At 69.2% G+C, this 8,002-nt stretch carries 6 protein-coding genes; 2 read left to right on the plus strand and 4 right to left on the minus strand.

Going from position 1 to position 8,002, the window contains the following annotated elements; genetic code table 11:
• Positions 1-420: 420 nt before the first annotated feature.
• From ABZU76_RS51365 to ABZU76_RS51375, 3 genes are all read right to left on the minus strand, one after another.
• Positions 421-1,575, minus strand: a complete 1,155-nt coding sequence (locus ABZU76_RS51365) for a hypothetical protein (protein WP_354885779.1) — start codon at positions 1,573-1,575, stop codon at positions 421-423.
• 105 nt (positions 1,576-1,680) lie between these two features.
• Positions 1,681-2,715: an alcohol dehydrogenase catalytic domain-containing protein gene (locus ABZU76_RS51370; RefSeq protein ID WP_354885782.1), complete on the minus strand. Its 1,035-nt coding sequence runs from the start codon at positions 2,713-2,715 to the stop codon at positions 1,681-1,683.
• 28 nt (positions 2,716-2,743) lie between these two features.
• Positions 2,744-3,934, minus strand: a complete 1,191-nt coding sequence (locus tag ABZU76_RS51375) for an FAD-dependent monooxygenase (protein ID WP_354885785.1) — start codon at positions 3,932-3,934, stop codon at positions 2,744-2,746.
• Positions 3,935-4,120: 186 nt separating this feature from the next.
• On the opposite strand from ABZU76_RS51375, the gene ABZU76_RS51380 reads away from it, so the two are divergent.
• Positions 4,121-4,639, plus strand: a complete 519-nt coding sequence (locus ABZU76_RS51380) for a PPOX class F420-dependent oxidoreductase (protein WP_354885788.1) — start codon at positions 4,121-4,123, stop codon at positions 4,637-4,639.
• Here the strand turns inward: ABZU76_RS51380 and ABZU76_RS51385 are convergent.
• The gene (locus tag ABZU76_RS51385; protein ID WP_354885791.1) at positions 4,552-6,399 is read right to left on the minus strand and encodes a GAF domain-containing protein; all 1,848 of its coding nucleotides are present in this window, start codon (positions 6,397-6,399) and stop codon (positions 4,552-4,554) included. The genes ABZU76_RS51380 and ABZU76_RS51385 overlap by 88 nt on opposite strands.
• Before the next feature lie 159 nt (positions 6,400-6,558).
• Between ABZU76_RS51385 and ABZU76_RS51390 the strand changes: the two genes are divergently transcribed.
• On the plus strand, positions 6,559-7,689 hold the full coding sequence (locus ABZU76_RS51390) for a DUF3500 domain-containing protein (protein ID WP_354885794.1): 1,131 nt from the start codon (positions 6,559-6,561) through the stop codon (positions 7,687-7,689).
• Positions 7,690-8,002: the final 313 nt, after the last annotated feature.

Raw genomic sequence — 8,002 nt, forward strand, 5'->3', positions numbered from 1 at the left:
GTGGGGTGGACAGGCGCGTGCGACTCGCTGGCGGGCGGCCCCCGGCGTCTCAGGCGAGAAGCATCAACGCGAGGTTCGTCCCGCTAGCGCTGTCATCGACGAGGGAGCTGCCGAAGTCTGCGAACACGTCGAGCTCGGGGTAGGCGAGAGGTCGCTGGACGCCCATGTAGTTTTGGCGTCGCCCACGACCTGCTCCGGCCGTCACCCCTGCACAGCAGGTCGCCTGGTTTGGGGCGTGCACTGTGGAGGAAGGCCCCGTCGAAAGGTTTACAGGGCGGGCGTTCAATCGGCGGCGAGTCACCGTTCCACCATGGAACGGGGCAGTGCGTGGCTGACCACCGGTCACCTCGGGAAAAAAGTGCCGCGTGACCTGCTCGGGAGACCCAATCCGGGTCGGCAGCAACGAAATCTTAACGGAACTCATCGTGCGCGGGCTGGGTTTCTGAGCACGCCCCAGAAGCCGAGGAACAGGATGTACCAGAGCATCCACAGGATGGCCCAGTCGAGGAAGCCCAGCGCGTCGCCGTGCAGGGTGCCCGCGGAGACGGGTTCGTGCAGGACGTGCGGGGCGAGCACGAAGTAGTACAGCGGGTAGGTCGCGCCCGCGAGGACTGCGGTGACGACGACGCGGACGAGGACGTTCACCCCGGTGGAGAAGCGGGTCGGACGGTTGCCGAAGACGTTGGCCCAGGCGATCATCCAAAACACCCAGCAGACCCCGAGTTCGGCGGCGTGGACGGTGACTCCGTCGCCGAGAGCGCGGACGTTCGCCGGTCCCATGAGGATCTTGGCGACGGGCAGCAGGACGAAGTAGAGCACGGTGCCGAGGACGGCGTTGCCGAGCAGGGCCGCGGCGGCGACAGTCGATGGGCGGCGGGCTCGTCGCCAGGGCCGGTTTTCGCCCAGCACACCGGTCAGGACGGTGGCCGCGACCAGCGAGTAGAACCAGCCGATCAGCGTGGGGGTGGGCAGGAGCGCGGTGTGCGGGCGGGCCCAGGTCGCGAGGTTGGGCAGCACGAACACCGCGTAGGCGACGAGAGTGGGCACGAAGACGAGGGTGAGCTGCCCGAACCCGCGCCACGGCTGTGTGGTTGCGGCCGACCAGGGCCAGTGTCCGTGGCAGACCGCGGAGAGGACGTAGAAGAAGAATCCGAACAGCACGAACAGGTTCCCGGTCGTGAACCCCAGCCCGCCGGGTCGGGCGGCGGCGAAGCTGGGGTCGATGCGCCCCCAGCCGTAGGCGAGCGCCAGCGTGATGCCGATCCCGATGACGAGGGTCACGCCGATCCCGGCGAGGCCGCGCCACGGTTGGGGCCAGCGGGCCGGGCCGAGCCATTCGAACGTGAACGCGACCCAGACGGTGCCCATGAGCAACCAGAACAACATCGCCGTGAACGGTTGCGGATACAGGTCGGTGATGCTCCATTGTGGATCGATCAGCAGCCACCAGGTGGCGACGGAGATGACGACGATCACGGCGAATGTCGCAAACGCGGTACGCCATCTCGGCGGCGGGGCCGCGGGTGTGTCCGGCAGTGGTTCGGTGCGGATCGCGGGTTGATCGGCTATCGACACGGGGACTCCTCGGAGAGCGCGGGTGATGGCCTCGCCGCGCAGGCGAGGCGTGAAAGGGGCCGGGCGGCGGGCACCGCCGCCGCCCGGCCCGGTGGGACCGGCTGCTCAGTTGTTGGTGAGCACGACTTTCAGTGCGCCGGTTTCTGCGGAACGCAGGAAGGTGTCGTAGCCGGCTTCGGTGTCGTCCAGCGGCAGGCGATGAGTGATCATCTGGGTGGCGTCGAGGGCGCCGGTGGCGATGGAGTTCAGCAGCTGCGGGATCGTGAGGCCGGACGGGATCCCGGTGGTGATGGTGATCTGCTTGGCCCAGAGCTTTTCCAGGTGCAGGGTCGCCGGGCCCTCGTGGACGCCGATGTTCGCGATCCGTCCGCCGGAGCGGACGAGGTCGGCGGTCAGTTCGAAGGCGTCCGGGAATCCGACGGCCTCGATGGTCACGTCGGCGCCGAGTCCGTCCGTGAGCTGGTCGACGAGGGCGTGGACCTCGTGTTCGTCGACGGCATGGGTTGCGCCGAGCTTGAGCGCGGTCTCGCGCCGGCTCGCCACGCGGTCGACCACGACCAGGTTGCGCGGCGAGAACAGCTGCGCGGTCAGGGTGGCCGACAGGCCGACGGGGCCGGCCCCGACGATCACGACGGTGTCGCCGGGCCGGACGCGTCCGTTGAGGACACCGACCTCGTAGCCGGTGGCGAGGATGTCGGTGAGGAAGAGCACCTGCTCGTCGGTGAGGTTTTCGGGGATCTTGTAAACCGAGTTGCGGGCGAACGGGATCCGCGCGTGCTCGGCCTGCACGCCGTCGATGGTGTTGCCCAGCGCCCAGCCGCCGTGCAGACATTGCCCGTAGAGCCCGGCGGTGCAGAAGCGGCAGTAGCCGCAGGCGCTGACGCAGGCGGCCAGGATTCGGTCGCCCGGTTTGACGTTCTGCACGGAGCTGCCGACCTCGGTGACGATCCCGGTGGCTTCGTGGCCGAGCACCGTGCCCGGCTGGACCGTCGGCACGCCGCCCTTGATGATGTGGGCGTCGGTGCCGCAGATCGTCGAATGCGAGACTCGCATGAGGATGTCGGTGTCCGCTTGCAGTGCGGGCATGGGGTGTTCGCGGTACTGGATCTTGCCGGGGCCGTCGTAGACGAGTGCCTTCATGCTCAAACTCCCTTGTTTGATCGGATTTTCAGATGCCCGGCCCGTACAGGCCGAAACGCAGGTCCGGGTCGCCGGGGACCCAGGTGCCGGCGAACTGGGAACGCGCTCCCATCGCGCCGACCCGGTCGATCAGCTGGTTGCCGAGCTCGAGTCGGCCCGGTTCCCAGCGCTTGAGCGCCTCCGGGATGTCACCGCCGGCACCGAGGTGCTCGTAGAGCTGCCACGCGTCGTCGGCGGCCTTCGCCGTGCCAGCCGCGGCGTGCGGTCGCGCGGCGAACGCGGCGTCGCCGGTGATCGCGACCCGGCCGTCGACCATTCCGGGGATCCGGGTGTCGAAAACGACCTGCAGGTACGGCTGTTCGGTGCGGGTGATCACTTCGGCCACGGCAGGGGCGAGCGTCGCGGCCGCGGTCGCCCGCATCTCGTCGACGTAGCGCTGCTGGACCGCGCCGGGGTGGATCGAGACCGGGCATTCGAACCCGCGCACGTCCGTGGTCAGCTCGGCCAGTTCCGGGCCCGCGGCGACGTTGCGGTACCAGACGTAGTTGTAGAGCCGCGTGCCCGGCTCGAGCTCGCCGTCCATGCCCGGGATCTGGTACATCACGCAGTGGGTGCCGGGCGCGACGCTGTAGGTCAGCGCGTCGTCGAGCAGGCGGTGGGTCTCGGCCGAGACCTGATCCTCGCGGACGGTGCCGCGCCAGCCCACGTATCCCGAGTACTGCCGTTCGAGGTCCGGGAACATCCGGCGGCGCGCGGTCGACGTGATCCCGTCTGCGAAGACGACGAGGTCGGCGTGCTCGACCCGGCCCGAGACGAACCGCAGTTCAACCTCGTCCGCACTCTGGCTGTAGCCGGCGCAGAACTCGCCCAGGTGGTAGTGCTCGGTGCCGAAATCTGCCAGCAGCGCCCGGTAGACGGTGCCCCACGAGGTGTAGCGCCACTCGGCGAGTTCCTCGTGCACGACCTCGTTGCCGGGGCCGAGGTAGCGCAGCCGGCTGCTGCTGGTGCTCAGCTCGGTGATCTTGCGCGCGCTGCGTCCGTCGAACCACTTCATGGTGATGGGCTGCAGCACGATGCCGCCGCCCCGGTGGTCCAGCTGCTCGGGTGTCCGTTCGAACACCTCGACGGAGAAACCGAGCTCCCGCAGGAGAAGAGCGCTCGTGAGCCCGCCGATAGAGCCGCCAACGACGACAGCGCGCGAGCCTTCGTAGTGCTGCACGATCAGTCCTCCTTGACTCGTTTCGTCCGGCACAGCATGGCTGCAGGAAAATGCGGGAGCACTGTGGCAGCACACAGTCCTTGACCTCGCGACTGTGACCTTCTCCACCAGGAGGGAGTCGAAAGGTCCTTATCGTGTGGGCATCCGCCGGCGACGAGGCCGGCGCGGAAGCCAAGGGAGACGCCCATGTCCATTGCCGTGTCGAAGTTCCGGGACGTCGCCGACGGGGTGCAGGCCGGGCAGTTCCAGGTCGGCGCTCGGGACGTGGTGCAGAGCCTCGGCGATCTGGAGCCGGAATACCGGCAGTTGCTCGACGGGCCGGTGACGGCTGCGATCGCCGTCGTCGGCGCGGACGGCCTGCCGAACCTGACGCCGGTGTGGTTCGACTACGACGGTGGTCTCGTTTTGCTGAACATGGCCTCGCACCGCAAGAAGGTGCAGTGGCTGCGCTCGACGCCCAAGGCGACGTTCCTGCTGATGAATCCGGACAACCCGTATCACTGGATGAGCATCAAGGCGACGGTCGTGCGCGAGGTGTCCGAGGACGATCCGGTCGAGGGGCCGCAGGTGAGCGCGCAGATCGACAAGATGGCGCGCAAGTACCTCGGTGCGGAGCGCTATTCGCTGCGCGACCCGGGCCGGGACGAGCGGCGGGTGCTGTTCGAGCTGCGGGTGGACCGGGTTGCGATGTTCGGCCGTCCCTGACGGTCCGGCGCCGGCTGCCCACCGGGTCCGTCCGTGCCGAACACGTCGTCGGCCATGAGGGCGACCTTCAGCCGCAGCAACGATTCCGGCTGCTGCAGCGCGACTCCGGCGAGCTCCTCGACCTTCTTCAGCCGCAAGCCGATCGTGTTGGGGTGGACGAACAGCGCGGTCGCCGTCCGGGTCACGTTCATCCCGTGGTCGAGGTAGCTGCGGACCGTGTCGACGAGCTGGGTGTTCTTGCGCTGGTCGTACTCGCGCAGCGGGGCGAGGACCTGGGTGGCGAAGCGGACCAGCTCGGTGGGGTCGTTGAGCTGCAGCAGTAGGCCGTAGACGCCCAGGTCCGGGAGGGTGATCGTGCGGTCGGCGCCGCGCAGGCGGGCGAGCTCCATCGCGCCTCGCGCGGTGCCGACTGCGGCGGGGGTTTCGTCGATGCGGGCACAGCGACGCCCGATCACGACGGTGACGGTGGCGCCCTCGAGCGCGCGGCGGGTGCCGGTGCGCACGAGTTCGGCGAACGTCGTGACGTCTTCGCCGGTCGCGGTATCCGGCCACAGCAGGACGACGTGTCCACCGGGCGCGGTGACCAACGGCCGGGGCTCGAGCCGGTCGGCGAGGGCGTGGAGCACGCTCACCAGCGTCCGGTTGGCCTGGTCGGCGGGAGAGCCGTCGACCGCGGCGACGAGAACGGTGTGGGCGCGGGAGAGATCGTGCCCGAGCGGGATGGCCCGCGCGCTCAGCGCGTCCGCCGATGCACCGGCGAGCACGTCGGCGAGAAGGTCGGCACGCATGCTCCACTCGACGTCCTCGGCGGTCCGGCGGCGGACGAATTCGAGTGAGCAGACCAGGGCGGCGTGCTCGATGGCCCGCCGGTCCAGCTCGGTCAGCGCGGCCGCGGAACCCGACAACCACAGTCGTGCCACGACGTCGCGACCCAGCAGCACGGGCGCGGTCACCCGGCCGGTTTCGGCGTCCTCGTCGATGTCATCGTCATGCAGGCCCGCCGGTATCTGGGCGCCGGCTGAGAGTTGGACCCCGCGGTGCGGCGCGTTCGCGAAGACGGTGCCGGCGGCATCGGTGACCAGCACAGGCGACCCGAGCAGCCGGGCCAGCGCTTCGGCGACGCCCTGGACACCGCCTGCCCGCAGCGCGACGGCGGTGAGTTCCCGGTGGATTTCCTCCGCCTGTTCGAGCAGTTTCCGTTGCGCGGTCAGGGAAGTGATCATGCGGGCGCTCTGCAGCGCGGTCGCTGCCTGGTTCGCCAGGGTGGCCAGCAGCGTCAGCTCATCTTCGCCGAACTCGTGCACATCGCGCTCATAGCAGTTGAGCGTGCCGACGGGCTCGCCGGCGATCAGCAGCGGGACGGCTGCGATCGCGCGGTAGCCGTAGTCGCGGGCCAGGCCGGCCCACGGTTCGAACGACGGGTCGGAAAGGATGTCCTCGATCGGCACCGGTCGCGCGGTCCGGAACGCCCGGCTGGACGGGCCGCCGGACAGCGGACCGTCGGCGAGCGTGATCGTGCGCCGTTCGTTGACGTCCACCACGTAGTCGGCGGACAAGCCCGACGACCCGGAGATCCGCAGCGTCCGGTGCGCGTCGTCGGCCAGCAGGACCCCGCTGGCGTCGTAGCCGGTCAGCTCGCAAGCCGTGCGAGCGATCAGGTCGAGCAGCTCCGGTAGGGGAGTTGTGGCGTTGACCGCCGCCGCGATCGACCCGACGCCCGCGAGCCATCGCCGTACATCGTGGCTGGTGTGAGTACGCACGACGTCGCTCCTCGTTCGGGTCCACCGACCAGACGCTGGGTAACACAACAGTCCTTGCGGTGTTCACTGGGGAAAATACCAGTCTGTTCCGGGAGTGGGCGGCGTACGTTCCCGAGCGGGGGAAGGCTTCCCGCCCATACGACGACGTACGGAGATCCGATGGCACCTCGAGGTCCGGCCCAGCGCATGGTCGACGCGGCGAACGCGTGGCTCGGCAGTCTGGACGACCGCCAGCGCGCCGCCGCGCTGGTTCCCTGGCCCTCGGAGGAGGAACGGCACCGGTGGTACTACACGCCGACCGACCACGGCGGGCTGACGCTGCAGCGCATGCGGCCCGCGCAACAAAGCCTTGCCCTGCAGCTGCTCGCCACCGGTCTGTCCCACCCCGGTTATGTCACCGCCGCGACGATCATGGGCCTGGAGAACGTGCTCGACCAGGTCGAAGGCTGGCAGGTCGGCTGGGGTCGGGAACGCGGCCGCGACCCTCAGCTGTACTGGCTGCAGATCTTCGGCGACCCGACCGCCGTCGGACCGTGGTCGTGGCGCTTCGGCGGACACCACGTCTCCGTCCAGCATCTCGTGCTCGACTGCGAGGTCCAAGCCAGCTCGCCCGCCTTCCTCGGCGCCGACCCCGCCGAATCCCCACTGCTGGGCGGCCATCTCCTGCGCCCGCTGGGTGCTGCCGAAGACCTCGCCCGCGACCTGGTTCGTTCCCTCGACGACGCCCAGACCGACCGCGCCCTGATATCGCCGGCCGCGCCCGTCGACATCGTCGGCGGCAACCGCCCCCACATCGAAGACGGGGACCTGCTGATGCCGCTGCCCGATGTCTGGCGCGGCCGGTTCACCGACCCGGAGCTGGCCCGGCGCGTCGAGGCGATGCACCGCGGCGCCGAGGAGAAAGCCGGCTTCATGGCCGAACACCACGAGGCCGTCCGCCTCACCCGCGCACCCAAGGGACTCGCGGCCATCGACCTGACCGGCGACCAGCAGCAACAACTGCGCGCACTCCTGAACGTGTTCCTCGGCCGCATCCCCGACGAACTCGCCGAACGCGAAGCGCGCAAATTCGCCGACGACCGACTGCACGCGGTGCACTTCGCCTGGGCCGGCGGAGTCGAGCGCGGCCAACCGCACTACTACCGGCTCCAGGGCCCGCGCCTGCTCGCCGAATACGACAACACCCAACGCGACGTCAACCACATCCACACCGTCTGGCGCGACCCCGAAGGCGACTTCGGCGACGACGTCCTCGCCCGTCATCTCGCCGCGTTCCATCAGCGCGGCTAAGCCGCCCGGCGGGCTGCTCCCCGCCGACCGCGCGGATGCCGTATTCACTGAGTCCGTCGAGCTTGGCGAGGGTCGCCTCACGTATCCAGAGCAGTTGGTACGCATGAACACCCGTTCCAAGTTCGCGAACAGGGCCAGCCTGGCGACAGCCAGCGCGGCGATCGGCGAGTTGTCGGTAGTGTCGATCGGGATCTAGTTCTTCAAGGTCTTGATCCCGATGCTCTGCTCCCGCAGCTCGTGCACGACGTTGAGACATTCGTGCAGATTGCGTCCGACGGTCGGGGTTGGTCGCGACGATCGTGTCCCCAGACCG

The organism is Amycolatopsis sp. NPDC005232, from assembly GCF_040607795.1.
Taxonomy (GTDB): Bacteria; Actinomycetota; Actinomycetes; order Mycobacteriales; family Pseudonocardiaceae; genus Amycolatopsis.